Genomic DNA, 24,516 nt, shown 5'->3' on the forward strand with positions numbered 1-24,516 from the left:
TTTTATAGTGATACCAATAATTAAAACCTTACAAAATTTTTTAAAAATCCATTCTTTTTTTTATCCTTGTGAATTTCATGAAATTCATTTATATTAATTTTTTTATTTTCACAAAGTTTTAGAATCTCTTCTCTTATTTCACAAGGAATTCTGGCCGCTGTTCCACAGCTTGAGCTTACTTGTCTGGGTACAGGCATGAGCTTTATTGAAATATGTTCCTTTTTCATTTCTGATTCAAAAGACAGAGCTTCCTGGATATTGTGAAAAGTTATGACACAGTAGAAATCATCCATATATTTCACCTATTTTTTTATGTGAATTGTATATTCTTTATCTTTTTCCTTTACATCTACTTTGTATCCCTTACTTTTTACGAATCGAATTATATTTTCCTTAGCTACATCCAAATCCACAAGTATTTTAAATTCTCCGCCGGGATTATTGTCTATAGCCTTTTTTGTCATTATAACAGGTTCGGGACATGATCTTCCCCTTGCATCCACAATGTTAGGCATTCTTTTCAACCTCCTTTGATACTCTTTCCTGACCTTGTACATTTTTAATTACACTGTATCCGATGAATAAAACTACAATAAATCCAATAATTACAGCTAACTTTCCGTTAAAAGGAACACCCTTTGGACTGGCGGCAATTTGAAAATTGTGGGCCAAAGCGGCGCCAACTATAAGTCCAAACACAGTGATTCCCGAATCGGTATCTCCTTCAGAAGCCAATATAGTTTGTCTTAACGGGCATCCTCCGAGGAAAATGGAGCATATTCCCACAAGAGACATGCCTAAAAAGTTCCATAGGGATTCGGTATGTGCAATGGGTTGATTTGCAAAGCCTATATGAAATGTATCGAAATTTAAAATAAGATTGCCAACTAAATTGAAAATAAATATTCCTATTATTCCCCATAAAAAATGGTAGTCTTTAATGAGCAAGACATCTCTGAATCCGCCTGCAGTACATATTCTACTTCTCTGAAGAATCAAACCTACTATTATTCCGAGAATCAGCGATAATATTATAGGTGCTCTCATAGAACCCGGGCCTTCCGTACTGAAAGATATAAAAGATGGTTTTACAATTAAGAATATAAGTAAGATTATTGCGAAGATTGGTATAACATACCCTGAAATTTTTGTTTGGTTAAAGCTCTTTCCCAAGGAATAGCCTTTTTTGATAAATTGTATTCCGATAAATATTCCGAAAACGTATCCAATGAGTCCAATCAAAGCGTTTAAATCTCCGTTGGCAAGCCTTAGTATCATTCTTAAGGGGCATCCTAAGAATACCAATGCACCAAACATTAAAAAGACTGATAAAACAAATCTTATTATAGGAGATGAACCTCCCCTTGATCTAAATTCCCCCTTTAAAGATGCTGCTATAAATCCTCCGAATATAAACCCGATTATTTCCGGTCTTATATATCGGACAGTTTCTGCGCCATGGAGACCTAACGCTCCGGCAATATCCCGATAAAAACAAGCTATACATATTCCCATATTGGCGGGATTTCCAAATTTCATGAGAATAGCTGCAATTAAGCCTATAATACCTCCACAGATGAATATCTTTTTATTACTTCCCAATTTTAATTCCCTCCTTTGTATTATTTGTCCAAATAAATTATATAATAGGAGAAAGATTAAGAAAAATAAGAAATATCTATAGCATTTAAATAAATATAAATTTTATCTATTTTAATTATAATAAATAGGATGATTTGAAGATTTTATTGAAAAAAGGGTATAAAAGTTGTATAAATAATTAAGAAAAAGTAATATATAATCGTAAGAAAGGAAGATGAGATTATGATACCTAAAAATGCGCAGCTTTTTAAAGAAATACTTAAATCTTATTACGAAGGAGTATTAGATGAAAAAGTTGAAGAATTAACTAAAGATGAAGAAGTAGATAAAGAGATTTTGGCAAGAAGAATATCCGCAATATGCGGAGTTGAAGTTGAATATGGGAAGGATTTTTCCTCTCAGTTAAAAGAAGCATTAAAAAATTATATACAATCAAACAAGGTGATAGTTAATACCCATGATTGTGTGGCTGACTGTGTAACGGTAAACGGGAAGACTATTTGTGAGAATGCCTGTCCTTTTAATGCAATAATTATAAATAAGGAAACTTCACAAGCTGAAATAAATGAAAGAGATTGTGTGAACTGCGGAATATGCGTTGATATATGTAAAAGAGAAAATTTTATTGATAAGATTGAATTTATTCCTCTTCAAGAAATTATAAAAGAGAATAAGAAGGTAATAGCAGCAGTAGCACCTGCCGTATCAGGCCAATTTGGACCAGATGTATCTATAGGACAAATAAGATCGGCATTGAAGGCTATAGGTTTTGCCGATATGGTAGAAGTGGCATTTTTTGCTGACATGCTTACAATAAAAGAAGCCTCCGAATTTAACAAGTTTGTTTCCGAAAAAGAAGATTTTATGCTTTCTTCTTGCTGTTGTCCTATTTGGATAGGAATGATAAAGAAAAAATTTAATGAATTAATAAAATATACATCTCCTTCGGTTTCCCCAATGATTGCAGCAGGGAGAGTAATTAAGGCAATAGATCCTGAGTGCAAAGTAGTATTTATAGGTCCTTGTATAGCGAAAAAGGCAGAAGCGAAGATGGAAGATATAAAAGGAGCCATTGATTATGTCCTTACATTTACGGAATTGAAAGATATTTTTGATGTTTTGGATATACATCTTGAAAAGCTCCCTGAAGAATTATCCACTCAATATTCATCAAAAGGAGGAAGAATATATGCAAGAGTTGGAGGAGTGTCTGAAGCGGTAAGAGAGGCTTTAAATGAGATGTTTCCCGATAAAATATCTTTGTTCACCTCGGACAAGGCAAGCGGAGTCCCCGAATGCAGAAAGATGCTTTCAGATATTACAGAAGGGAAAATAAGTGCAAGATTTTTGGAAGGAATGGGTTGCATAGGAGGTTGTGTAGGAGGACCGAAAGCCATAGTTCCAAAAGAAGAAGGCAAGAAAGCAGTAGATAAATATGGAGACGATTCAAAAATTAAGATATCCGTGTATAATGAAATAATGAATCAGTTCCTTAATGAATTGGGTATAAAATCTCTGAATGATTTTGAAAACAAAGAAAAGATATCAATATTTGAGAGAGAACTGTGATAACTTATATGTATACTCATGAAGGATGTATTTAAAATATGTTCTAAAAATAGAGTATATCTTTGGAGCCTGAGCCTCAGGCTCTTTTTTTAATCCATAGGAAATTATGCACTTCCTTTTAATAGAAAAAATTTTAAATTTAGTTTAGTCATAATTTACGACATTTTTTTTATTCCTTGTTTTATAAGAAAAATTTATCAAAAAAATGAGGATATAAGGATATCAAAAAATATGTCGCTTTTTATTGATAATCAAATAGTTGTCATTTCCTATATAAATTTATCTTTTCGACTTATTGTAAAATAATAACCGAGATATAAATATTTTTCAAAATATAAAATCTTATTTAAATTTAAATACACATATTACTTTTAATAGAAATTTTTAGTATAATATTTTTTCCAGAATAAGGTTGTGTCGCTAAAAGATATTTCAAAATCTATTAATAAAATATATTTTACGATAAATTTTTAAAGTTTATCTATGAAAAAGCCTTTTTTAAAACGATTATAACTCCATTAAAAATTTACATATATATAATTTTAAATTTTGCAATTAATTATCAAATAAACAAAAATTATGTGTAAGAAATTTTTTTAAAAGTAGGATAAAAAGAAATAATTAGTTTTTTTATGATCTATGGGAAAGGCCTAATTTCCTTAATTTATTAATATTTCAATAGAACTTTTTTTATTACTAAATAAAAAGACATGGTATTATTTGCCTTTTTTAAAAGCAGAAATTCTCAATAGCGGTTTTGAGGTATAAATCGAATGATGCTAAAAAAACGTATATCTGAAGAAAATATTGATATCATGAATCCAAAAAATTTAAGATATTATTTAAGTTAAAACAGAAATTACGGTATTATTGTCGATATAATCGGAGGCTTCTTATTTATAACAAGAAAAATTAAATTGATTAAATTGTTTTTTTATCTGGGATATAAGAGAATAAATGGGTAATATGTAACTAACAATTTAAGGGAGGGGAAATTTAAATGAGGCAATAAATAAATCTTATCAAAAGCTTATAATATATATTGATAAATTATGAAGTTTTGTGTAGAATTAATGAATGATCACAATAAATTAAAGGGGGACATCAGCTTGAAAAAGAAGAAAATATTTGTAATTATTTTAATATGCATCATCGCGGTTATAGGTATATATATATATTCTAAATTTGCAGTTAAGAGAGAAACCAGCCTCCTTTCAGATACTATCGAGGAGAAAGTTGAAAAGTTAGCCGAACTTTCTGCTATTAAATACAATTATACTAATGTAGTTACGTTTAAAGATGCAAAACAATTTAAAGGTATTGATATACCATTTACAAGCAAAGGATTTTTAATTAAATATTCTGGGTATATTAAAGGGGGTGTAGAACTTAATAATCCCCAAATTGATGTAAAAGATAATCTCAGAGTATCTATTGTATTGGACAAGCCTAAAGTTTTAGAAAATGTAATAGACGAAGAAAGTGTTTATATATATGACGAAAGAGATTCGGTTTTTAATAAATTAAGTTTTAATGATTTGTACGATGCCTTAATAAAGGAGAAACAAAAAACAGAAAAAGAAATAATAGATAAAGGTTTTTTAAAAGAAGCGGAGAATAATACTAAGGAAATAATTTCGGATTTTCTTACATCCTTAGGATTTAAAGAAATCAAGATAGAATTTAGATAGTAATATGACAAAGAAATTCTTTGTCATATTACTATGGAATCAGGTAGCAATCAACTATTTCTCCATAATATAATGTATGATAATCTCCGTCTTTATAGCATTTTTCACATATTTCTTTGTCCATAACTTGTAAGTTTATATCATGTTTATATACTATTTTACATTCATAATGAAGGGAACAATTTTCTATAACGGGAGAGGGTGTGTTTATCCCATCTCTTAATATTAAATTACATTCCTTTATTTTATCTACATCTCTGCCGGATTTGGTTCCGCAATATATTAGCTCTTTATTCATGTCTTTTTCCAAAGGAATACTTACTGTGAAATTATTGCTGTTTTCAATAAGACTGTGAGTATACCTTGAATTTCTGACGGCTACAGTAAATATGGGTTTTCCCCATATAATTCCTATACTGCCCCATCCTATGGTCATTGTATTTATTTTTTCTTTACTTTTTACAGTCAAAAATAGGCCTTTTTCCATTTTATCCAGTACTTCTCTTAAGTATTTGTCGTATTTTATGTGTTTAATCATGATAACACCTTCCCAACTTTTAATTTAATTATATTTTACCACAACTGACTTAGATAATATTCAAATTATCCGACTATATTTAAGTTTTTGTTATGCTCAAAGGAATTTTTTTAGTTTTAAATAATTTTAGAGGGCATATACTGTATAAGAGGGGGATTGAATCTATGGGGAGGATCAAAATAATAATTTTTTCATTTATTATGATTTTAATTGTTGTGATTATAGGGAATTATATTCATTTGGTATTGGTAAAAGAGGATGATGAGGATACTTATTTAAAAAAAAATGAAGGAAATTTTGCTGTACTTATTGAAGTAGATATGAAAAGATTATCCCTCATTGATTTGGACAATAACGAGATTATAAAGGAATATCCGATAGCAACAGGAAAGGCCGGCAGCCCTACTCCTTTAGGAAGCTTTAAAATTATTGAAAAGGCAAGATGGGGAGGAGGATTTGGTTCAAGATGGATGAGGATTAATGTTCCGTGGGGGAGATATGGAATTCATGGTACAAATAAACCGGGGACAGTAGGATATAATGCAAGTGCAGGCTGCATAAGAATGAGAAATAGCGACGTAGAGGAACTGTACGATTTTGTTAAAGAAGGTAGTTTGGTAACTATAACTAATGGCGTCTATGGTCCTTTTGCTAATGGTTTTAGGGATCTTCGCCCAGGAGACAGAGGGGCTGATGTTCAAGAAGTTCAAAAAAGATTGAAACAGAAAGGATATTATTCGGGAGCTATTGATGGCATTTACGGAGAAGAGATGAAGAGAGGAGTCGTAAAATTCTTAAAAGATAATAAAATTCCTATTACAGATAAGATAGGATATGATATATATGAAAAATTGGATATTATACTTATGGACTGAATGGAGACAATAATATTTAAATAAAATATAAGATAGGTCAAAAGAGACCTATCTTACTTTTTAAAATGTATTTATCTACCAGTTCCTCCACCGCTAATGTTCTTCTGTGCCATCTCAACTAATCTCTTAGTCATATATCCACCAACATAACCGTTTTGTCTGGATGGTAAATTTCCTTTATCCATTGAATCGTAATTAGTCATTCCAAGTTCATTTGCTATTTCAAATTTCATTTGATTTAATGCTTGACGTGCAGCTGGTACTAAAATTTTGTTACTTCCACTGTTGTTATTAGTAGCCACCTTTTTTCACTCCTTTCAAGTAATTTAAATATAATTTATTGGTGTATTAGTATTATGTGTAGAAAATTTTCTTATAAACCATGTAAATTTGTGAAGTATTAATTTAAATTTCTATAATATCCATAGTTTTCAAATGTAATATTATTAAAATTGAGTAAGATTAGATATATATAATGAGACGGAAAGTAGGAATATAGTATTGAAAATAGGAAAATAGATTTTTGTAGTAAAAAACAGAGAAAAAGGAATTGAGAGAATCTAAGATGAAAGTATTCCTAAAATCGGTAAAAAGAATATAATTTTTTATTTCTTTTCTGTTGAAAAATACAAAAAAGAATTTTTTTATTTTTGGCATGTTTATTGCAAAGCATTATAAAGAAACGATTTAAAGACGCAGAAAGGGAGGAGACAGATGAGCAATTTTTATTTTGGAGAATGTGATACGGTAGAATTAGCAAAAAAATATGGTACCCCTTTGTATGTAATATCCGAAGATTATATTAAGGAGAGATGTGATGAAATCAAACATGATTTTCTTCTAAAATATAAAAAAACTATGGCTGTATATGCCAGCAAGGCATTTTTGACTAAAGAAATGGCAAGAATTATTGCGAGAGAGGGACTTGGCCTTGATGTAGTATCTGGAGGTGAATTATATACGGCAGTTAAAGTAAATTTTCCCATGGACAAAATAATATTTCATGGAAATAACAAAACGGAAGAAGAACTGGAACTTGCTATTAAAAATAATGTGGGAAGAATAGTGATAGATAATTTGAGGGAGATAGATTTAATTGAAAAAACAGCGGAAAAATATGACAAAAGAGTTAATATACTGTTTAGAATAAGCCCTGGAGTGAACAGCCATACTCATAAATATATAAGTACAGGTCAAGTGGATTCAAAATTTGGTATACCTTTAGATGATAATATAATTCACAGAGGGATTAAAAAAGTCATAAATTATAAACATATAAAGCTTCTTGGTTTTCACTTTCATATTGGCTCTCAGCTTTTTGAAAATGATACTTATATTAGAGCAGTAAGGGTAATAGCAGGACTTATGAAGGAGGTGAAAGACGAGCTGGGCTTTATAACTAAGGAATTAAATACGGGCGGAGGATATGGAATCCACTATGCAGGAAAAGGAGAAAGAAAACCCTTAAAATATTTTACGGATGCAATAATGGGAGAGTTAGAAAAATGTTGTACAGAATATAATTTGGAGAGGCCATTACTTATGATAGAACCTGGAAGATGGATAATAGGAGAAGGAGGAATAACTCTTTATACCATAGGAACTATAAAAAATATTCCCGGAGTTAGAACATATGTAGCGGTAGACGGAGGAATGCCTGATAATCCGAGACCTAGCTTATATAGCGCAAAGTATGAGGCAGTCGTAGCCAATAAAATATTAGATGAAAGGAATGAAATAGTCACGATAGCAGGGAAATGTTGCGAAACAGGAGATATTTTAATATGGGATTTAAAAGTACCTAAAATTGAATCGGGAGATATTTTAGCAATAATTTCTACAGGAGCTTATAATTATTCCATGGCAAGTAATTATAATAGAATACCGAAGCCGGCAGTAGTAATGGTAAGCCAAGGAAAAGATAAATTAATAGTGAAAAGAGAATCCTATGATGATATGCTAAAGAATGAGATATAATTTTGTGCTTTATATGCTATATTAAAAAATCCTGTATTTTATATTTTATTAATGTAAAATACAGGATTTTTTATAGCCCATAGGAAAATTCTAATTTTTTTAATTTAGTAATACTTCAATATGAGCCTTCTACTATTCCCCTAAAACTTGAACTTTGCAGTGCCTGTCACGTACTCTGTTCTGATCCCAGTCAACAAAATATATATATCCGACTCCGCCGATCTGAAGTTTTGAATCCTGAACAATAAATGTCTGACTTGATCCTATAAGAGTTCCTTTTAAATGAGCCTCTGTATTCAGTAATGATCTTCTGTCACCGTCCGGAACATATTCTGAACCTAATGTGTCACCAAAAGCTATATGTTTTGGCCCCGGATGATAATACTGGCGTTCAGTTACACACCTTGGGATGATCTTCTCAAGCATATTATTAAGGTCAACCTGAAGATATTCATCTCCAGCATAGTTCCTATCGTGGGAATATTCTTCAAGAAATACTGAACAAGTCGTATGCGGTGAAGCTACTACGCATATTCCGTTTTTAATTCCGCTTTTTTCTACTATTTTTCTTACTTTATCCGTTATCTCAAAATATGAAACTCTGTTTCCATTTGATCTTAAAATCAATTCATCATTATAAACTGTCATCTCAATTCCTCCATTATTTCATTTTTTCTCTGCCTTTTTTAGCCTTAGCAATTGCCTGTACCATTTCTTCCAACATTTTTGCCTTGTTCGGAGCTTTAAGTATTCCGCTTGTTGCACCAGTTCCATCAGCACCGTTCATTATCATTTTATAAACATCTTCTCCGGTGGTTATTCCCGAAGCTTCCATAACGAGAATATTTCTATCAATTTCTTTTATTGAATTTACGGTTTGGGTTACATAGTGAGAATCACTGGTCTTTCCGGTACCAATTAGTGCGGTAGGTTCACATAATAATATATCGGGTTTTAACTTTGCGATAGCTTTGGCTTCCTCAATACAATCCGCACAGATAATTGTAATGATTCCAAGATCTTTTGCTCTTTTCGTAGTTTTGACTAAATCAACGAGTTTGAGTGAATGTTCAGCATGATTTAAGAATACTGCTTCCACTCCGGCCGCTTTTAATGATTCAGGAAGCACGTGACCCATTCCACGTCCCGGAAGTAAAGGATCCATATGCTGTGCAGTTACCCTTATATATTTCGTATGAGCTTTTATATTTGCTAAGTCCGTATATGGTGCTGTAAAAAATATGTCAACTTCGTATTTTAAAGCGAGTTCATCTGCAGTAAGCGCCAGTTTTAGACTTTCTTCCCCATATAAATATGATTTTGGATTACATATGAAAAATGGTGTTTGTATTTTTCGCATGTTTTCGCTTCCTTATTTTTTGAATTTTTTTGTTCCAAACACATCATAATAATGTTCAAGGCATTCCTTCATGCCTTCCTTTTGAGCATCTCTCAGTTCATAATAGTTATTCCAATTGCTGTCCTTTACTTTTTTATATGCAGCATTTACTAAATCAGTATAAATGTTTATTTTGCATATTCCTTCTCTTGTGCATTTTGCAAGATTGTCATCACCTGTTGATGAACCTCCGTGAAGTACCAGAGGGATATCCACTGCATTTCTTATTTCTTTTAATCGTTCAAAATTTATAATTGGTTTTCCTTTGTAAATTCCGTGAGCTGTTCCTATGGATACTGCAAGGGAATCCACATCTGTAAGTTCAGTAAATTTTTTTGCATCTTCGACAGTTGTATAGATATTGTCGCCATCATTACTGTTACTATAATTTTCTCCGCTTCCCACATGGCCTATTTCAGCTTCTACTACTGCTCCTCTCAAATGGGCATACTCAACGATTTCTTTTGTTCTCTTTACATTGTCTTCGAATGAGTCCATGGAAGCATCTATCATTACTGATTTAAACCCCTTATCTACAGCTTTCATTATAAGTTCCATAGTGGTACCGTGATCAAAATGAAGTACTGCCGGTACCATTGTTTTTTTACCGTAATATTTGCCTAAACATACGGCATCATCAAAGGGCAAGAAATCCTTATGTGCTTCTGCATATGCCAGAATAACCGGTAAATTTAGTTTTTCTGCCACTTCTATATAAGACTCGATAGAATTCTGATCTACAAAGTTTGGTGCCGGTATTGCAAAATTATTTTTCATCGCTGCCTTAAATAACTCTTTTGATGAAACTAACAAAGTATCATCTCCCTAAAAATTAATCGCTTAACATTAAACAACCGAATATTTAAATATACGGGTATTCAAAGTAATGCAATACCCGTATATAAATAAAATATTAGAAGAATCTGTCTTGCAATTTCCTGAGCTGAAATATCAATGATGATTCGTCAAGATCAACCATATCATAAGTTATAACTTCGCCTTTCTTTACATTTTTTTTGAGAACTGTCTTTTTGTTTATTAATCCAAGGGGAACTGCATTTATTTTTTTTGCGGTCTTCGCAAGCTCGATTGTACCATATACCGTATATCCGCCTATTCCGTCTAAATTCTGTCCTGCCTTTAAATCTTTCTTTGCTATAGTGATTACTTCCGAAACTGGTGCTCCCATCGGTACTATAGTTGATTGATGGTCCAATACGGCTTTTACCGCAGATAATGGAGTCTCTAAACTTGCTAAATGATATGGCCTGTACAAAACATAGTTTGGGCCATCACCCATACTTAAGTATTTCATTTCAGCTTTTACAGTATCAAGCTTGCTCGATACGATTACGAATACCCCGGGGGCTACACCCTTTATATATTCAACAACTCCGTATTTGTTAAGCACTCCGCCTTCTTCCTTCAAACTAAGCACTGAAGTAAGCTCATTTACTTTTGCTTCTGCACCATGAGCACCCCTTATATCCGGAACAAATCCCGTAGCATTTGACATACAGGTAAGTTCAACCATTGTTTTAGTGCCGTCCTTGAATGATGCGAGCATATGAGGACTTACTCCTCTTCTTGTTGCTTCTTCCAATACCGTATCAGGATTGCAGTCAAGATCTACTTTATTATTTTTTCCCTTTCCTATTACTTTCACATCGAACCCCGCAGCATCTGCAAAATCATATAGTTCCTTTACGGCCCCGGGTTCGTCTCCTGCTGACCCTGTATAAACAACACCCGCATTATCGGCAAGCTTCTTGAGTAAAGGACCTATGCACACATCTGTTTCAACATTAAGCATTACTATATGTTTTTTATTATCTATAGCATCAAGTGCAATTTTTGCCCCTACTTCGGGGACTCCGGTAGCATCTATAGCAACATCTGTAAGATTTGCCTTTGATGCTATTTCAGAATTGTCGGTGACAATATACTTGCCTTGTTCCATTTTTTCATTGGCTTCTGCTATAGTTGAAACTTTTGCTATATCATCACTTTTAATTCCAGCATTTATATATGCATTAAATGCTCTATTAAGATCTATGTCTGAAACAACTGCAGGTTTAATACCTTTCATTAACATTACTTGGCTTACCATGCCCATACCCATCTGGCCGGCGCCAACTATGCCTAAATTAATATTTTTGCCTTTTTCTTCGAGCTCAGCTAACTTATAATTTACTCCTAACATTATTGCACATCTCCTTAATTAAAATATTCTATTAATGTCGATTAGTTTTAACATCAAGAAACATACTTTTCTTCAGTCAAAACTGTAATTAAAGTGAATCTTCATATCATTTTTACATTTGTTCAGATTCTTTATCTTTGTTCTAAAGTATTTTACTTCGCATTATTTTTATTGTCAATATATTTTAAGATAATTTTATAATATTTCTATAAAATCACCGATTTTAACATCCGGCATACATTCACCTCTAAGTTCAATCTGTCCGGGAAGTTTAACATCCGGATTGCCGCTGAATTTTAGTGTACAATGTCCTAACTGTTTAAATGTTTTATTTGCTTCATCTCCAACTGCGGTAACCTTATATTTTTTATTACCGATTATAAATAAATCTCCGACTTCTATTTCTGAATCAAATTTTTCTATAGTATGTAAAATTGATATTTCAGCTATTTCTTTCGGAGCATTATCATTAAAAATGATTACAAAACCCGATTTTAAAGAATCCGTAACCATTTCACCAAGTCCTGTTATTGTTGATTTATACTTCATAAAATACCACACCTTCTTTATGTTTTAATAAAAATTTGGATTTTTATAACCCATAAGAAAGTTGAGTTTTCTTTAATACATACTTTCCCATGGGTTTCAAAAAAGGCTTCCTCAGTATATTAACGCTTTAATAGAAACCCTTTATAATTTAGGTCTGCAAATATGAATAAATAAAAACATCAAAAATTTATAGCCCTTATAGTTAGGAGAATATTGATACAAAATTTTTGATAAAAACATTATTCATATTTACAGGCCAATTTTCATATGATAGAATAAGATTGTTAAATTAATATTTATTAATATATCATGAAGTAAAAATATTTTGTTGTGTTTTTACTTTGTGATATTTTTTTATCTATGGGCATATAATCCAATGCTAAAGGCATATGCAATAAGTACTGCTATCGGTCCGGTTATAAGTCTTGAAAACAATACCGCGGGTACGCCTATTTCTATAGTCTCGGGTTTTGCTTCACCAAGACTTAGACCTACAGGTATAAAATCACATCCTGCTTGCGCATCTATTGCAAATAAAGCCGGAAGAGAATACTGAGGGGGTATATGCCCCAATCCGATTTCCGTTCCCACAAGTACTCCGACTATTTGAGCTATAACTGCACCTGGTCCGAGTAAGGGTGAAAGTATGGGGATTGCACAAATTATTGATATAATAAGCAATCCGGGTAATGATCCCGCATATGGTGATATTGTCTTTGCAATCCAGTTTCCAATTCCGGTTTTAAGTATAATTCCTACAATCAGTGATACAAATGCCATAAATGGAAGTATGTTTTTGATCACGGAATCTATTGCCTCTCTGCCGGCTTGATAAAATATTCCTACAACCTTTCCGGTACCCTTGCCTATTTTGGTTAAAATATTTGTCTTCTCCTCCTGAGAATCATACGTTTTTGCTTTTGTATCGGTTTTATCATCGTTATTTACTGCATAGGATTCTTCTGGGGCATCTTCAAATAATTGAATATTTTCATTTTTTACACCTGATACATAATTGCTTTCTTTCATGTATTGTGCTAAAGGTCCTGATTGACCTACCGGAGTAATATTAACCGTCATAATACCTTTCTTGGGATAAACTCCACACCTTGCTGTACCGCCGCAATCAACAACAGCTACGAGAATTTCGGATTCATCATCTATTCCTGTCTTAAATCCATCTACAATATCGGCACCGGATAATTCCGAAATTCTTTTAGAAATTGGAGATATTCCTCCACCCGTTACATTTAAGATTATATGTTTTTTTCCCGTAGGCTTTAATATAAGAGGTCCTCCCCATCCATCATTACCCTTTTCGACTTTAATAGTTCTGTACATAATCAAATTCCCCCTTTCATAACTATACAGTTACTTTAACATTTTTTGAATTATGTTTTATATTTTTTCTGCTTATCATAATGGATGTTATTTTTTCAGTCACAATACCTCTTATGAGAATTACTATAATACCTACTATAAAATATCTGATTGCCAAATCACCGAGACCGAATCCTAATTTTCTGATTCCGTTTGCAATCCCCATATATACAAACAATTCGGCCGCATTTGCATGAGGGAAAAGGCCTGTAATCGGATGAACAAATGATACTGCAGAATCGTAAAATGCCGGTTTATATTTTTCTTTTAGAAATTTTCCAAATGTATAACACATCGGGTTAGTCAAGAAAAATACCGATAACAATGGGAAAACGGTATATCTTGTGATAAAATTTTTTGTCGCAGATTGCGCTAACTTTTGTACTCTTTCTTCTCCGATTAATTTGACTACTGCATTTACTGCTGTCATCAAGACTATTAAAGTCGGAAGAATACCCGTGATGTTGTTTACAAATTGTTCACCTCCTTTTTGAAACAGGCCGATAAATGCCTGAGCACCATGAGCTAATGCATTCATTATAAGACTCCTTTCTTAAATATATTTATTAGTAAAACCTTTAGAAAAGGTTTACTTGCTTGTTTATAACTTGATTTTCAATCGATTCAACGGCTTTTAATAATGAACTTTTTACTTTTGTACTTTGAGTTTCTAATTTGTTTTTTAAAGTATGTACATTTTGTCCAACATAATCGTGATTTTCTTTAAATCGCGAAAATACGGTTCTACCCTTCATTTCCGTACAATCTGTAATGATACCCTTTTCATCACAGGCAAGGATAGTTATACTTCCTTGTCTTATATTTCCTTTTTTTATACCTATGCCTATTGTACCTTTCTTGCTTAATTCTTTTATTTTATTCCTATAGTCTCTAAATTGAAAATAGGATAGTCCAAACTGAACTCCGATTAGTACAAATGCCAATATAGCCAAATTAGCCATAAATATCTCCCACCTTAAACAAATTCATTTATTTTTTTTGCACAACTATAATTTGTTATAAGCACATTTATATATTTGCCCTTTATTGCGCCAATGATTGATTCTGCTTTTTCATTTCCCCCAGCTACGCCTATAACTCTATCGATATTTTTAAGTTTTTGAAGTTCTATTCCAAATACTTTTTTGTTATCAGGAAATTTTTCATAATTACCATCAATATCAAAGAATTGTAGACAGATATCACCGACTGCTTTAAGTTTTTTTATATTTTTCATATATGTTGCATCAAAATATCCCGTTGCCATAAGGGTTGAGTTTTCTGTGGGCGCACCGATACCAACTATAGCGACATTCGCTTTATAGATATAATTTATAACTTCTTTCAAACTTTTTTCTTTTTCAAAATTTTCTTTTATATTTATATCTGAAATTACAGCTGGTGCATGAAGTAATTTGAATTTTCCCTTGAAAGCTCTTGACAGATCCATAACAATCTGATTAGCATGCAATTCTATACCTATTTGACCTACTCCGCCAATTAACGGTATAAATGTTGCGTCAACTTTGGATTCACTGCTGACAAATTTATATATTTCTTTCAATGTTGTACCCATCGATACACCCACAATATCTTTGTTCTTTAATATTCTTTCCAAATATCTTGCGGTTGCTTTGCCAAGTTCCTGTTTTAGAGTATTTTCATCATTTTCATCATTTACTATTATAACTTCCAAAAGTCCATACTTTCTTTCAATTTCATCTTCTAATCGTTCAAAATGATTATAATTCTCCTTAAAATCCTGTATCTGTATTTTTACAATACCTTTATCTTTTGCCTCCTTTAAAAGCCTCGAAACAGTCGGCCTTGAAATACCAAGAATATTAGATATTTCATTTTGGGTTTTATACTGCATATAGTACATTACACTGCATTTAATTAATAATCTCTTATCGTCTATAATTTTTCTCATTTAAATATCTCCTATAGTATTTTTACATATGTTCAGAGTTTTTATTTATGTACAATATTACTTTACTCCTATTATTAAATATGTCAATATATTTTAAAAAAGTTTTTAATAATCCTTTTTTCTACAGCAAATCGATTCTACCGTAATACTATTAAAAATTGAGCAAGATTAAATTATATGGTAAAATAAAAAATATAATCATTATATTAAGAACAAAAAAATAATTTTTATAATAAAAGATAGAAATAGGAGTTGAAAATATGAAATTTACTAAAATGGTAGCAGCCGGGAATGATTTTATTATATTTAATGGATTTGAATATACCATAAAGGATTATGAAAAATTAGCCTTAAGATGTTGTGATAGACATTTTAGTGTAGGCGGAGATGGAATAATGATCTGTGAAAAGAGCAGTTGGGCTGATATAAAAATGGTATATTATAACTCAGACGGTTCAGAAGGTGAAATGTGTGGAAATGGAATAAGATGCTTTGCAAAATATGTTTATGAAAATAAGCTGATAGATATTAAGACATTTACAATAGAAACATTATCAGGTATTAAAACCGTAGAATTAGAAATAGACAAAGACAATAAAGTAACGTCAGTGAAGGTTAATATGGGTTATCCTATATTTGAAAGCGCTCAGATTCCTGTAGATATTAACAAGAAAAAAGTTTTGCTGGAGAATTTAAACATCGGGGATAAGAAAATTCAATTTTCTTCAGTACTTGCGGGAGTTCCCCATACGGTCATATTTGTGGATAATATAAAAGAAATAGATATAAATAGCCTCGGAAGAAAAATAGAATTGAACAAAATATTTCCCAAGAAAACGAATGTGAATTTTGTAGAAATAATTGATAAAGGTCATATAAATATATATACATGGGAGAGAGGCGCAGGGAGAACGTTAGGCTGCGGAACTGGTTCCTGTGCCAGCGTAGTTATAGGAAATATTCTTGGAAAGTTAAACAAGAAGGTGGAAGTTAATATGGAAGGAGGAAAAATTCAAGTATGCTTAAATGATAATTATGATATATACATGAAAGGCAGTGCAGAAACCATATGTATCGGAGAATTTTTGAATTTATAAATTTTATAAAATGGGATGGAAATTAAATTAGTTCATGCTTGAAAAACGCTTTCTTTTAGTTTATAATGAAATTGGCTTTGTAGTACAAGCTATAATTTTATAAGTAAAAATATTGAGTTTCAGCATGGGAAGGTGGAGGGTAAAAACACATACATTTTAAAATACATACCATATATGCATATAAGAACAAGAGGATAGAGAATCTAAATATAAAGAGTGAAGAATGTTCAAAATGTAAAACAATCCATGATGGAGATATAAATGCGAATCAAGCGTGTCATGAAAAGACAAAAAATGTAATAAATGATATATAAATGGTAGGCGATGGCGGGTCGAAAACTATCTGAATTATGTTTAAGAGATACAGATTTATAAGATTAATAAAGCAGGAATGTCATGTTTTAATCATGGGGGGGTTAATTAAATAAAAGGGTATAAATTTAAGACTTTTATTTAATCGTTTTGTATTTAGATGAAAGTCTTTATTATTTAAATAAAAAGGTTCATGCATTAAAAAATGAAAATTACAAAAGGAGGTATTATTTTGGAACAATTATTAGTAGGAATCGAAGCTCTGACCATTAAGCAGATAGTGATGTTTATTATCGGAGGTACACTTATATTCCTTGCCATAAAAAAAGGGTACGAGCCGATGCTTCTTCTTCCTATAGGTTTTGGCGCTATTTTAGCTAATATTCCCGTGGTTCCCGGTATTGCGGGAATATCAAGTAACGAGGGGGTTCTTGGAATACTTAAAAATGCAGGAATAACCACTGAACTGTTTCCGGCTTTGATGTTTGTTGCAGTAGGTGCAATGGTTGATTTTACTCCTCTTCTTCAAATGCCGTCAATGTTATTCTTTGGAGCTGCTGCTCAATTTGGAATATTCATGACCATATTGTTTGCACTTATGTTAGGATTTAATATTAAAGAAGCTGCCTCTATAGGAATAATAGGCGCGGCAGATGGACCTACTTCCATATTTGTTGCCAGCAAATTTGCTAAGCATCTCTTAGGGCCTATTTCTGTGGCGGCTTATTCTTATATGTCATTGGTTCCTATTATCCAACCAGCAATTATAAAACTTCTTACTACAAAGGAAGAAAGAAAAATAAGAATGGAATATAAAGAAGTAAAGGTTTCGAAGACGGTTAAAATATTATTTCCAATATGTGTAACTATTGTGGCGGGAATTATTGCACCAATAAGCGTAACTTTAATAGGACTTTTGATGTTTGGAAATTTGATAAGAGAATGTGGAGTGGTGGAAAGGCTTTCCCAAACTGCTCAAAACGAATTAGCAAATTTAGTTACTATTTTATTAGGAATCACGATAGGTTCTACCATGACTGCAGACGCTTTCATAAATGTTAGAACGGGAATGATAATGGCATTAGGTTTGTTTGCTTTTATATTCGATACAGCAGGAGGAGTACTTTTTGCCAAATTTTTAAATTTGTTTGTTAAGAAGAAATACAATCCGATGGTCGGGGCGGCAGGGATTTCTGCTTTTCCTATGTCCGCAAGAGTTATTCAGAGATTAGCTAAAGAAGCGGATCCTACAAATTTTATTTTGATGCAAGCGGTAGGCGCTAATGTATCGGGACAAATTGGTTCTATAATAGCCGGAAGTGTAGTAATAGCACTTCTTTCTTAGGGGGATGGATATTATGTCTGAAGGGTTAAGGTTGCTTTTATATGGAATGATTACTACTTTTTTTATACTTATTGTGTTTTATTTTTTAATAAAATTGTTGAATAAGATTTTTCCGGAAAAATAAAAAAGGTCATAAAAAAACAGCCTCAATATTGGGGCTGTTTCTTATTTGAAATTTTTTCATTTTCTATAAGATTTTTTGTTATTTGCTCATTTGAATTGTCTTTATGTGATATATTTAATATACTATTTTCTAATCCTAATTCTCTGCTCATTTCAATTTTGAACTGTTCTATCGCAATTTTTGCATTGGAATCGATATTTTTCATTAAGTTCACCTCTTAAATGAGTTTGTGTATTTTATTTTCACCATAATATTTAATGAAATACAAGGAATATTATAGCTATTTATTTTAATAAAGGTTGATTATGTAATTATTGACTGAAATTTAAAAAATTAAATGAAATTGTTATAAAAAAATATGAGTTATCTGATAATAAATAAGAGAAAAACTTTGCCTGATTTGTTATAATAAAATAAGCCAATATGCAATAAAAAATAGAAACAATTTAAATAGGCATGGGAGTGAATTATATGATAATAGAAGCTCTGGGACTTTCATTAATTGTAGGAAAATTAAGAAAAGGTAAGATTAAAAATTTAGGTTTTTTTCGTATAAGGGGAAGTGGTTTTATTTTTTTTAGTTTTATTATTAATATTGCAAGTATACTGATTGCAAAACAGGAAAATTTTTTATCAATATTTATTAATGAAAATTTTATATACATACGCGGATTAGCTTATATTCTTCTTCTCATAGGTATCGGGCTTAATATTGAAGAGCTAGGAATGAAAATAATTTTTGCCGGTACAATTCTTAATTTTATATGTATCATTTTTAATAAAGGGAAAATGCCCGTTGCAATAAATGAAATGAATGGTTCATATTTTTTAGAACAAATAAGGATTCTCAAAGAAAATAAGTTATTAACTCATACTTTTGCTAATAGTAACACTAATCTTTACTATTTAAGTGATATAATACCTATTTCTAAACCTTATTTTTTTCCTAAAATGATAAGCATAGGAGACATATTGATTTCTTTGGGTATATTTATATTGATTCAAAAATGGATGATAAATAAGAGATTTAATTCATTTGGGAAGAATATTGAAATATAATAATTGATGTGATATTATATTTTTATATGTTATAAAATTTCAGTTTTATGAACAAAATATTAGATATTGATAATTTATAGGGGGCTGTGAAATGTATATTGAAAAAGCAACTTTGTTGAATGAAACAGGACTTCATGCAAGGCCTGCAAGTTTATTTGTAAAGGAAGCTTCAAAATTTGAATCTGATGTTAAAGTTATGCTGGATGGAAAGGAATTTAATGCAAAGAGTATAATGGGAGTGCTAAGCATGGGAGCAACAAAAGGGGATACATTGGAAATAAAGGCTGAAGGGAAAGACGAAAAAGAGGCTGTAAAGTCTCTGGTGGACTTAATAAAAACCAAGTTTAATGAATAGGAGGCAGCTTGATGAAGGGAATAGGTACTTCAACCGGTATTTCTATAGGAAAAGCGTTTTTGAAGATAGAGCCGGAAATAAAAATTGTTAAGAAACATGTGGATGATCCGGAAAAAGAAATTCTAAGACTGGATAATGCAATAGAAGAAAGCGTTAAAGACATTGATGATTTATATAGTCATACTCTTAATACTGTTGGAAAAGAGGAAGCAGATATATTTAGTGCTCATTTAATGATTTTGAAAGACCCTGAATTTATTGGACAGGTTAAGAAAGAAATTAATAATAGTAGTGTTAATGCAGAATGGGCAATAAATAAGAGTGTGGAAGATTATTCTAACTTATTTGCAACTATGGAAGATGAATATATAAAGGAAAGAATATTAGACTTAAAAGACGTTTCAAAGAGATTACTTTTTAAACTTCTTAATATTAAAAGTGTAGATTTATCCGAACTTAAAGAAGAATGTATAATAGTATGTGTAGATTTAACTCCTTCGGATACGGCACAGATGAGAAGAGATAAAGTATTAGGGTTTGTGACTGAACAGGGAGGCAGAACTTCTCATACGGCTATTATGGCAAGGACTCTTGAAATACCGGCTGTGGCTGGAGTTTCAGATATTACTAAAAAGGTTAAAGATGGCGATACGCTGATTATTGATGGCGAGAAGGGCGTTGTCATACTTAATCCTACTGAGAAAGAAATAGCAGAATACAAGGAAAAGAAAAAATCTTATGAAGAATTTGTTTTAAAACTGAAAGAAATGAAAGGAAAACCAACCTTATCAAAGGACGGAATAAAGGTTGAAATTGCAGGAAATATTGGGACACCAAAGGACATAGATAAGGTTATAGAAAATGACGGTGAAGGAGTAGGATTATACAGAACTGAATTTCTTTATATGGATAACGATAAACTTCCAACAGAAGATGAACAATTTAAGGCATATAAAGTAGTTGCAGAAAAACTTCAAGGGAAACCTTTGGTTATTCGTACTTTAGATGTAGGGGGAGATAAGGAAATTCCATATTTAAATCTTCCAAAAGAAATGAATCCATTTTTAGGATATAGAGCTATAAGACTGTGTCTGGATAGAAAAGATATATTTAAAACTCAACTTAGAGCAATATTGAGAGCAAGTATTTATGGAAATGTAAAGATAATGTTTCCGATGGTATCTAACATAGCGGAATTGAGAGAAGCAAAAAGGATTCTTGAAGAAGTAAAAAAAGAGCTGGAGTCAAAAAATATTCCCTTTGCAAAGGACATAGAAGTAGGTATAATGGTAGAAATTCCATCTACGGCAATACAGTCTGATATCTTTGCAAAAGAAGTAGACTTCTTTAGTATAGGGACAAATGATTTGATACAGTATACTTTAGCGGTAGATAGAGGAAATCAAAATATTTCTTATCTATATAGTCAATATCATCCGGCAGTTCTCAGACTTATAAACATGACCATTAAAAATGGACACAAAGCAGGAATATGGGTAGGAATGTGCGGAGAAGCTGCAGGAGATGCTAAACTTATTCCTTTGCTGTTAGGAATGGGGCTTGACGAGTTTAGTATGAGTTCTTCATCTATACTAAAGGCAAGATGGACAATAAGCAAGACTTCCAAGAAGGAATCTGAAGAATTAGTTAATAAGGCATTAAATTTGAGCACTATTCAAGATGTAGAAGATCTTTTAAATAAGATAAATGTGGAATAAGAAATACTTTCACCGAAAGAGGCTGTTGCAAAACAGTTACGCCGAAAAGTAGTACACAGAAGATGCGCTTTGATTGGGCTTTCAAAACCGTTTCAAGGCGCATTCTCTTATATTTCAGGCTGTTGCTTTGTACAATTTGTTATCTCAAATTTGTTTTGCAACAGCACCTTTTGATTAACTATAATAGTGCAAAATATTTTGCTTATGCAAAAAAAATATAATATTTTTGTTGATATGATGGCTTATTATTTTATGCTAAATTTTATTAAAACAAGCATATTTCAGTATCTGGAGTATTTCTTAATTTTATAAGATAATTGGTACTATTTATGCATATATAATTTTATGATATAATTTATTAGTAGGTTATAATTAATAGTTATGTCATTAGTTACAGAAATAAAATTAAAGGAGGAATGAAAATGTCATCATCTCAAGATTCTCAACAAAAAAATATTGGTAACAAGCAACTAAATTTGGGACGGCTCATTGCTATAATTGTGGGATCTACAATTGGATCCGGAATATTTAGCTTGTCCGGAGATTTTGCTGCAAAAGGGGCAAGCCAAGGGGCAGTGTTAATTGCATGGGCTATTTGTGGAGTCGGAATGATATCGTTATCATTATCTTTTCAAGAATTGGCTTTAAGAAAACCGGAACTAACAGGCGGAATTTACACTTATGCGGAAAAAGGATTTGGAGGTTATGTAGGTTTTAATTCTGCTTGGGGATATTGGGTTAGTGCCTTATTGTGTAATGTGTCCTATGCAACTTTGTTGTTTGCAGCAATAGGATATTTTTTCCCTGTATTTGGGGAAGGCAATAATTTAATATCTATTATTTGTGCTTCAGCTTTTATATGGTTTATTAATTATCTTTGCTTAAGGGGAACAAAGGAAGCGGCTACTGTAAATATAGTGGTAACCTTCTCAAAGATTTTACCTATATTTATATTTATTCTTGCTGTAATATTTGTAAAGGCTTTTGATTTTGAAATATTCAAACAGAACTTCTGGGGAGATGGCTCTATGCCTGTCATAGAGCAAATAAAAGCGACTATGGTAACTACTGTATGGTCGTTTATAGGTATTGAAGGAGCAGTTGCAATTTCAGGGAGAGCTAAAAAGTCAAGTGATATAGGAAAAGCAACTGTAGGAGGATTTTTGGGAATATTTATTATTTATGTATTGATTTCAGTATTGAGCATGGGTATTATGCCAAGAGCTGAGTTGGCGGAATTAGGAAATCCCTCTCTTGCATTTATTTTTGAGAAAGCAGTAGGAACATGGGGAGCTGTTCTCATTAATTTGGGAGTTATAATTTCTTTAGTAGGAGCAACCTTAGGATGGACTATAATTGCTTCTGAAATGCCTTATGTGCTAGGTGTCAATGGAATGTTCGACAAAGCTTTTGCAAAGGAAAATAAAAAGAATGCTCCTGCAAATGCATTATTCTTAACAAATGGCGTTATAGAAATGTTCCTGATAATTACTTTCTTTAATGCAAGCACCTATCAGATATTCTATGCATTATCTACAAGTATGATTTTAGTTCCTTACCTTTTAAGTGCTCTTTATTTGTTAAAGATATGCATAACAGGGGAGGCGTTTGAAAAATCCAAATCAAAGAATCATGCAGGAGTTACTATAGTAGCCTTAATAGCAACGATATATGCAATTTGGCTTATTTATGCCGGAGGAATGGATTACCTGTTAATAACCTCTGTACTTTATGCTCCCGGAACAATAGTATATTATAGAAATAGAAAGAAGAGAAATCAAATAACATTTGAAAATAATTATGAGAAAGTTATATGCGGAATATTAGTGATATTAGCAGTTATATCATTAGTGTTAATAGGTAAAGGAACGATAAAACCATTCTAATTTATTCACAATGATATAGTATTTTATAACCCAGAGAAAAGCTATATTTATTTTAATATAACTTGACTTTAAATGGGTTTCAAAGAAGGCTTCCTTAATTTATTTGTATTTCAATGGAAGCCTTTTTATATTTTTTGTTTTTTTTGAAATACTATATTGAGATACTATATATGAGAAAAAATAAAGGAGGACGATTAATTGAGCATAAGACTTTTTGTAATAGCGATTATTCCTGCGTTTGTTATAATATTCGGGATATATTTAAGTGACAGATACGACAGAGAACCTTTAAAAATATTGATGGCAACTTATTTACTGGGGGCCTTTTCCGTTATTCCTTCCATTATAGTAGAAGAAATGCTGAATTTCATAAATATTTTTCCCGGTATATTAAGCAATCTTTTTACTGCATTTATAATAGCGGGATTTACCGAAGAATACTTTAAAAGACTTGTAGTGCTGAAACTTCCTTACAAGACTAAATATTTTGATGAAAAATTAGACGGAATAGTATATGCGGTATTTTCTGCCATGGGATTTGCTACAGTTGAAAATATTATATATGTGGCATATAGATTTACCAATAATCATTATATAGGTTTATACAGAGGAATTTTTTCAGTTCCTGCTCATGGTGTATTTGGAATCACTATGGGGTACTATCTTTCCTTAGCGAAATTTAGCGATAATGAAAGAATCAAGAGGAAGAACATGAGAAGATCACTTTATATGCCTATGATTTTTCATGGAATATTTGATTTTATTCTTATGGCAGATATACCTCAAGTCACTTTAATATTTGTTCCCTATGTAGTATATTTATGGTGGTTAAACGAGAGAAAATTGAGCAGATATCTTTTTGACTCAAGATCCAAAATTATTGGTATAAAAAGAGAAAAATAAA

At 31.7% G+C, this 24,516-nt stretch carries 27 protein-coding genes; 12 read left to right on the forward strand and 15 right to left on the reverse strand.

All coding sequences use genetic code 11. The features are described from left to right. Nucleotides 1-20: 20 nt before the first annotated feature. The 3 genes from PP176A_RS12645 to yedE are packed head-to-tail and all read right to left on the reverse strand — an operon-like array spanning nucleotide 21 to nucleotide 1,602. Nucleotides 21-293: a DUF3343 domain-containing protein gene (locus tag PP176A_RS12645; RefSeq protein ID WP_071140848.1), complete on the reverse strand. Its 273-nt coding sequence runs from the start codon at nucleotides 291-293 to the stop codon at nucleotides 21-23. Between the two features lie 9 nt (nucleotides 294-302). Beyond that, a complete protein-coding gene (locus PP176A_RS12650) occupies nucleotides 303-515 on the reverse strand; it encodes a sulfurtransferase TusA family protein (protein ID WP_071140849.1) in 213 nt (70 codons plus the stop codon). Beyond that, the gene (gene yedE, locus PP176A_RS12655; RefSeq protein WP_071140850.1) at nucleotides 508-1,602 is read right to left on the reverse strand and encodes a YedE family putative selenium transporter; all 1,095 of its coding nucleotides are present in this window, start codon (nucleotides 1,600-1,602) and stop codon (nucleotides 508-510) included. The genes PP176A_RS12650 and yedE overlap by 8 nt, the downstream gene beginning before the upstream one ends. 222 nt (nucleotides 1,603-1,824) lie before the next feature. On the opposite strand from yedE, the gene PP176A_RS12660 reads away from it, so the two are divergent. Both PP176A_RS12660 and PP176A_RS12665 read left to right on the forward strand, forming a co-directional pair. After that, entirely contained in the window at nucleotides 1,825-3,171 is a 1,347-nt protein-coding gene (locus PP176A_RS12660) for a [Fe-Fe] hydrogenase large subunit C-terminal domain-containing protein (protein WP_071140851.1), read from the forward strand. Nucleotides 3,172-4,280: 1,109 nt separating this feature from the next. Beyond that, nucleotides 4,281-4,862 carry a DUF4230 domain-containing protein gene (locus PP176A_RS12665; protein WP_071140852.1) on the forward strand — a complete coding sequence of 194 codons (582 nt, stop codon included), beginning with the start codon at nucleotides 4,281-4,283 and terminating at the stop codon, nucleotides 4,860-4,862. A gap of 31 nt (nucleotides 4,863-4,893) precedes the next feature. On the opposite strand, the gene PP176A_RS12670 is transcribed toward PP176A_RS12665, so the two are convergent. Further along, a complete protein-coding gene (locus PP176A_RS12670; RefSeq protein WP_071140853.1) occupies nucleotides 4,894-5,400 on the reverse strand; it encodes a flavin reductase family protein in 507 nt (168 codons plus the stop codon). Between the two features lie 164 nt (nucleotides 5,401-5,564). Here PP176A_RS12670 and PP176A_RS12675 point away from each other — a divergent pair, with 164 nt between their 5' ends. After that, complete coding sequence (locus PP176A_RS12675; protein ID WP_071140854.1) at nucleotides 5,565-6,275, forward strand: L,D-transpeptidase family protein; 711 nt, start codon at nucleotides 5,565-5,567, stop codon at nucleotides 6,273-6,275. Nucleotides 6,276-6,346: 71 nt separating this feature from the next. On the opposite strand, the gene PP176A_RS12680 is transcribed toward PP176A_RS12675, so the two are convergent. Further along, nucleotides 6,347-6,577, reverse strand: a complete 231-nt coding sequence (locus PP176A_RS12680) for an alpha/beta-type small acid-soluble spore protein (protein WP_071140855.1) — start codon at nucleotides 6,575-6,577, stop codon at nucleotides 6,347-6,349. Between the two features lie 412 nt (nucleotides 6,578-6,989). On the opposite strand from PP176A_RS12680, the gene lysA reads away from it, so the two are divergent. Next, nucleotides 6,990-8,252 carry a diaminopimelate decarboxylase gene (lysA, locus tag PP176A_RS12685; protein ID WP_071140856.1) on the forward strand — a complete coding sequence of 421 codons (1,263 nt, stop codon included), beginning with the start codon at nucleotides 6,990-6,992 and terminating at the stop codon, nucleotides 8,250-8,252. Nucleotides 8,253-8,384: 132 nt separating this feature from the next. On the opposite strand, the gene PP176A_RS12690 is transcribed toward lysA, so the two are convergent. The 9 genes from PP176A_RS12690 to PP176A_RS12730 all read right to left on the reverse strand — a co-directional run bounded on the left by PP176A_RS12690 (nucleotide 8,385) and on the right by PP176A_RS12730 (nucleotide 15,716). Then, on the reverse strand, nucleotides 8,385-8,900 hold the full coding sequence (locus tag PP176A_RS12690; protein ID WP_071140857.1) for a YjbQ family protein: 516 nt from the start codon (nucleotides 8,898-8,900) through the stop codon (nucleotides 8,385-8,387). A gap of 13 nt (nucleotides 8,901-8,913) precedes the next feature. Then, a complete protein-coding gene (locus PP176A_RS12695; RefSeq protein ID WP_071140858.1) occupies nucleotides 8,914-9,612 on the reverse strand; it encodes a triose-phosphate isomerase in 699 nt (232 codons plus the stop codon). A 12-nt stretch (nucleotides 9,613-9,624) separates the two neighbouring features. Next, nucleotides 9,625-10,464 (reverse strand): class II fructose-bisphosphate aldolase, encoded by an 840-nt coding sequence (locus PP176A_RS12700; protein ID WP_071140859.1) that lies wholly within the window; start codon nucleotides 10,462-10,464, stop codon nucleotides 9,625-9,627. Nucleotides 10,465-10,564: 100 nt separating this feature from the next. Continuing rightward, on the reverse strand, nucleotides 10,565-11,854 hold the full coding sequence (locus tag PP176A_RS12705) for an NAD(P)H-dependent oxidoreductase (RefSeq protein WP_071140860.1): 1,290 nt from the start codon (nucleotides 11,852-11,854) through the stop codon (nucleotides 10,565-10,567). A 195-nt stretch (nucleotides 11,855-12,049) separates the two neighbouring features. Next, nucleotides 12,050-12,403 carry a PTS glucitol/sorbitol transporter subunit IIA gene (locus PP176A_RS12710; RefSeq protein WP_071140861.1) on the reverse strand — a complete coding sequence of 118 codons (354 nt, stop codon included), beginning with the start codon at nucleotides 12,401-12,403 and terminating at the stop codon, nucleotides 12,050-12,052. Nucleotides 12,404-12,757: 354 nt separating this feature from the next. Further along, the gene (srlE, locus tag PP176A_RS12715) at nucleotides 12,758-13,744 is read right to left on the reverse strand and encodes a PTS glucitol/sorbitol transporter subunit IIB (RefSeq protein ID WP_143037694.1); all 987 of its coding nucleotides are present in this window, start codon (nucleotides 13,742-13,744) and stop codon (nucleotides 12,758-12,760) included. 22 nt (nucleotides 13,745-13,766) lie between these two features. Further along, nucleotides 13,767-14,321 (reverse strand): PTS glucitol/sorbitol transporter subunit IIC, encoded by a 555-nt coding sequence (gene srlA, locus PP176A_RS12720; protein ID WP_071140862.1) that lies wholly within the window; start codon nucleotides 14,319-14,321, stop codon nucleotides 13,767-13,769. A gap of 40 nt (nucleotides 14,322-14,361) precedes the next feature. Next, nucleotides 14,362-14,745, reverse strand: coding sequence for a transcriptional regulator GutM (locus PP176A_RS12725; protein ID WP_071140863.1), 384 nt, complete (start codon nucleotides 14,743-14,745; stop codon nucleotides 14,362-14,364). A gap of 14 nt (nucleotides 14,746-14,759) precedes the next feature. Continuing rightward, complete coding sequence (locus tag PP176A_RS12730) at nucleotides 14,760-15,716, reverse strand: sugar-binding transcriptional regulator (RefSeq protein ID WP_071140864.1); 957 nt, start codon at nucleotides 15,714-15,716, stop codon at nucleotides 14,760-14,762. Nucleotides 15,717-15,976: 260 nt separating this feature from the next. Here PP176A_RS12730 and dapF point away from each other — a divergent pair, with 260 nt between their 5' ends. The 3 genes from dapF (at nucleotide 15,977) to PP176A_RS15920 (ending at nucleotide 18,594) form a co-directional block, all read left to right on the forward strand. Continuing rightward, nucleotides 15,977-16,813: a diaminopimelate epimerase gene (dapF, locus tag PP176A_RS12735; RefSeq protein WP_071140865.1), complete on the forward strand. Its 837-nt coding sequence runs from the start codon at nucleotides 15,977-15,979 to the stop codon at nucleotides 16,811-16,813. A 544-nt stretch (nucleotides 16,814-17,357) separates the two neighbouring features. Further along, nucleotides 17,358-18,470, forward strand: a complete 1,113-nt coding sequence (locus PP176A_RS12740; protein WP_071140866.1) for a sodium ion-translocating decarboxylase subunit beta — start codon at nucleotides 17,358-17,360, stop codon at nucleotides 18,468-18,470. A 13-nt stretch (nucleotides 18,471-18,483) separates the two neighbouring features. After that, nucleotides 18,484-18,594 (forward strand): OadG family protein, encoded by a 111-nt coding sequence (locus PP176A_RS15920; RefSeq protein WP_159429067.1) that lies wholly within the window; start codon nucleotides 18,484-18,486, stop codon nucleotides 18,592-18,594. Nucleotides 18,595-18,616: 22 nt separating this feature from the next. Here the strand turns inward: PP176A_RS15920 and PP176A_RS12745 are convergent, their stop codons facing one another. After that, nucleotides 18,617-18,799 (reverse strand): hypothetical protein, encoded by a 183-nt coding sequence (locus PP176A_RS12745; RefSeq protein WP_071140867.1) that lies wholly within the window; start codon nucleotides 18,797-18,799, stop codon nucleotides 18,617-18,619. A 266-nt stretch (nucleotides 18,800-19,065) separates the two neighbouring features. Here PP176A_RS12745 and PP176A_RS12750 point away from each other — a divergent pair, with 266 nt between their 5' ends. From PP176A_RS12750 to PP176A_RS12770, 5 genes are all read left to right on the forward strand, one after another. Next, nucleotides 19,066-19,653 carry a DUF5317 domain-containing protein gene (locus tag PP176A_RS12750; protein WP_071140868.1) on the forward strand — a complete coding sequence of 196 codons (588 nt, stop codon included), beginning with the start codon at nucleotides 19,066-19,068 and terminating at the stop codon, nucleotides 19,651-19,653. A gap of 91 nt (nucleotides 19,654-19,744) precedes the next feature. Next, nucleotides 19,745-20,008: an HPr family phosphocarrier protein gene (locus PP176A_RS12755; RefSeq protein WP_071140869.1), complete on the forward strand. Its 264-nt coding sequence runs from the start codon at nucleotides 19,745-19,747 to the stop codon at nucleotides 20,006-20,008. An 11-nt stretch (nucleotides 20,009-20,019) separates the two neighbouring features. Continuing rightward, nucleotides 20,020-21,726 (forward strand): phosphoenolpyruvate--protein phosphotransferase, encoded by a 1,707-nt coding sequence (ptsP, locus tag PP176A_RS12760; protein ID WP_071140870.1) that lies wholly within the window; start codon nucleotides 20,020-20,022, stop codon nucleotides 21,724-21,726. Nucleotides 21,727-22,148: 422 nt separating this feature from the next. Then, on the forward strand, nucleotides 22,149-23,612 hold the full coding sequence (locus PP176A_RS12765) for a basic amino acid/polyamine antiporter (RefSeq protein WP_071140871.1): 1,464 nt from the start codon (nucleotides 22,149-22,151) through the stop codon (nucleotides 23,610-23,612). Between the two features lie 198 nt (nucleotides 23,613-23,810). After that, nucleotides 23,811-24,515, forward strand: a complete 705-nt coding sequence (locus PP176A_RS12770; RefSeq protein WP_071140872.1) for a PrsW family intramembrane metalloprotease — start codon at nucleotides 23,811-23,813, stop codon at nucleotides 24,513-24,515. The last annotated feature ends 1 nt before the right edge of the window (nucleotide 24,516 follow it).

Source organism: Sporanaerobacter sp. PP17-6a (assembly GCF_900095615.1).
Taxonomy (GTDB): Bacteria; Bacillota; Clostridia; order Tissierellales; family Acidilutibacteraceae; genus Acidilutibacter; species Acidilutibacter cellobiosedens.

Coding starts and splice junctions, on each gene's coding strand:
- PP176A_RS15920 (WP_159429067.1), top strand. CDS start 18,484: ATGTCTGAAGGGTTAAGGTTGCTTTTATATGGAATGATTACTACTTTT.
- PP176A_RS12695 (WP_071140858.1), bottom strand. CDS start 9,612: ATGCGAAAAATACAAACACCATTTTTCATATGTAATCCAAAATCATAT.
- PP176A_RS12645 (WP_071140848.1), bottom strand. CDS start 293: ATGGATGATTTCTACTGTGTCATAACTTTTCACAATATCCAGGAAGCT.
- PP176A_RS12755 (WP_071140869.1), top strand. CDS start 19,745: ATGTATATTGAAAAAGCAACTTTGTTGAATGAAACAGGACTTCATGCA.
- PP176A_RS12745 (WP_071140867.1), bottom strand. CDS start 18,799: ATGAAAAATATCGATTCCAATGCAAAAATTGCGATAGAACAGTTCAAA.
- PP176A_RS12670 (WP_071140853.1), bottom strand. CDS start 5,400: ATGATTAAACACATAAAATACGACAAATACTTAAGAGAAGTACTGGAT.
- srlE (WP_143037694.1), bottom strand. CDS start 13,744: ATGTACAGAACTATTAAAGTCGAAAAGGGTAATGATGGATGGGGAGGA.
- ptsP (WP_071140870.1), top strand. CDS start 20,020: ATGAAGGGAATAGGTACTTCAACCGGTATTTCTATAGGAAAAGCGTTT.
- srlA (WP_071140862.1), bottom strand. CDS start 14,321: ATGAATGCATTAGCTCATGGTGCTCAGGCATTTATCGGCCTGTTTCAA.
- PP176A_RS12675 (WP_071140854.1), top strand. CDS start 5,565: ATGGGGAGGATCAAAATAATAATTTTTTCATTTATTATGATTTTAATT.
- dapF (WP_071140865.1), top strand. CDS start 15,977: ATGAAATTTACTAAAATGGTAGCAGCCGGGAATGATTTTATTATATTT.
- PP176A_RS12725 (WP_071140863.1), bottom strand. CDS start 14,745: ATGGCTAATTTGGCTATATTGGCATTTGTACTAATCGGAGTTCAGTTT.
- PP176A_RS12765 (WP_071140871.1), top strand. CDS start 22,149: ATGTCATCATCTCAAGATTCTCAACAAAAAAATATTGGTAACAAGCAA.
- PP176A_RS12750 (WP_071140868.1), top strand. CDS start 19,066: ATGATAATAGAAGCTCTGGGACTTTCATTAATTGTAGGAAAATTAAGA.
- PP176A_RS12710 (WP_071140861.1), bottom strand. CDS start 12,403: ATGAAGTATAAATCAACAATAACAGGACTTGGTGAAATGGTTACGGAT.
- PP176A_RS12705 (WP_071140860.1), bottom strand. CDS start 11,854: ATGTTAGGAGTAAATTATAAGTTAGCTGAGCTCGAAGAAAAAGGCAAA.
- PP176A_RS12690 (WP_071140857.1), bottom strand. CDS start 8,900: ATGACAGTTTATAATGATGAATTGATTTTAAGATCAAATGGAAACAGA.
- lysA (WP_071140856.1), top strand. CDS start 6,990: ATGAGCAATTTTTATTTTGGAGAATGTGATACGGTAGAATTAGCAAAA.
- PP176A_RS12660 (WP_071140851.1), top strand. CDS start 1,825: ATGATACCTAAAAATGCGCAGCTTTTTAAAGAAATACTTAAATCTTAT.
- PP176A_RS12650 (WP_071140849.1), bottom strand. CDS start 515: ATGCCTAACATTGTGGATGCAAGGGGAAGATCATGTCCCGAACCTGTT.
- PP176A_RS12730 (WP_071140864.1), bottom strand. CDS start 15,716: ATGAGAAAAATTATAGACGATAAGAGATTATTAATTAAATGCAGTGTA.